Consider the following 1,794-nt stretch of genomic DNA (forward strand, 5'->3'; position numbering starts at 1 on the left):
TGATATGATACCTCTTAAGTAGACAAGGTAAATACCTAAAATCTACTTAAGAGGTATTTTTATGTCTAGAAGAGAAAGGTTCACCCCATACGAGAAAGAACAAGCTTGTCTCGATTATATTAATGGTAATCGTTCTAGATCTGAGATATGTAACTGTCTCCATATTTCCACAAGGACGATTCAAGATTGGGCTGCCATCTATAAAAAATATGGGATTTTAGGATTCACAAAGAAAACAAAAAACCGTTCCTATTCAAAAGAATTTAAAATGGAACTTGTAGAAAAATGTATTAGTGGTGAGGCTTCATCTATTGATTTAGGTCATCAGTATGATATTTCTTCAGGACTTTTAAGAAAGTGGATTAGGATGTATAATGCCAATATAGAACTTAAGGATTACAATCCAAAACGGGAGGTCTATATGGCAAAAGCAAGACGTAAAACCACTATTGATGAACGCAAAGAGATTGTCAACTATTGTATTGAACATAATCGCAATTATAAGGAAACGGCATCACTTTATGATGTTTCTTATAGCCAAGTGTATTCGTGGGTGAAAAAGTATGATAGTGATGGTGAAGAAGGTTTAGTTGACAAAAGGGGTCATCACAAACTAGATGATGAGGTTGATGAATTAGAACGTTTACGAAGAGAAAATGTGCGCTTAAAACGTCAGTTAGAAGAAAAGGATATGACTGTTGAACTCTTAAAAAAAGTGAAAGAATTCGGAAGGATGTGAGGCTAGGCAAACAGCGCCACGAATCAAAATACTTAGCGATCGAAGACTTCAACACCAACAAAGGGTGGAGCATTAGCTGGATGTGTCATCAGCTCGGCATTACGAGGTCTGCATTTTATAAATGGAAACATAGAATAGTTCCAGAACAAGAACAATTAAACAGCGAAATTGCGGAATTAATTAAAGAATATGACGAACGTTTTTCACACATCTTGGGATACCGAAGAATGACCGATTGGATCAATCATTTCAATCATACGAATTACTCAAGAAAGAGAATTCACCGAATTATGAAAGTACTCGATATCCACGCTTTTATCCGTAAGAAAAGGAAAAAATACAAGACTGCCAAGCCTAAAGAAACTGCAGAAAATAAGTTGGCAAGAAACTTCTATACAACTGCTCCGAACAAAAAATGGGTAACAGATGTTACAGAGTTTAAGATTCCTAACTCTCATAAGAAACTCTATCTTAGTGTCATACTTGATTTATATGACCGCTATCCTATTGCTTTTGTCATAAGTGGTCGAAATGACAATCGGCTGGTCTTCAAAACATTTGACAAAGCCATTGAAAAAAATCCCGCAGCGAAGCCTATATTTCACAGCGATAGAGGGTTTCAATATACCAATAAGAACTTTCAAAAAAAGCTGAAAGATACTGATATGATTCAATCCATGTCAAGAGTGGGCCATTGTATTGATAACGGACCAATAGAAGGTTTTTGGGGAATTATAAAATCGGAAATGTATCAGATGTATGAGATTTCAGATGAGGCCTCCCTCCGATATGCCATCAAAGACTATATCCGATTTTACTGTCAAGAGCGTCCACAAAGTAGGTATGACTGTAAAACGCCTTTGGCAGTAAGAAACGCTGCCTTATCATCAGAACATCCTTTGTCATACCCAATCGCTAAGAATAACAAAATTGAAAAGTACAAGTCTAAGTGGTCTGCATAAAAAAACAGCCGTACATTTATTATGTACGACTGACCTTCAAAAACAGACACTTTTTTAGATATTTAACCTGTCTACTTGACAGGGGGCATATCA

General features: G+C 36.1%; 2 protein-coding genes. Both read left to right on the top strand.

What is annotated here, in order from left to right:
* Window positions 1-61 precede the first annotated feature (61 nt).
* Window positions 62-739 (top strand): helix-turn-helix domain-containing protein, encoded by a 678-nt coding sequence (locus H7U02_RS11385; protein WP_002890056.1) that lies wholly within the window; start codon window positions 62-64, stop codon window positions 737-739.
* Complete coding sequence (locus tag H7U02_RS11390; protein WP_002890057.1) at window positions 736-1,701, top strand: IS3 family transposase; 966 nt, start codon at window positions 736-738, stop codon at window positions 1,699-1,701. Before H7U02_RS11385 ends, H7U02_RS11390 begins: the two co-directional genes overlap by 4 nt.
* The last annotated feature ends 93 nt before the right edge of the window (window positions 1,702-1,794 follow it).

This window comes from Streptococcus sp. 3.1 (assembly GCF_016648915.1).
Classification (GTDB): domain Bacteria; phylum Bacillota; class Bacilli; order Lactobacillales; family Streptococcaceae; genus Streptococcus; species Streptococcus salivarius_E.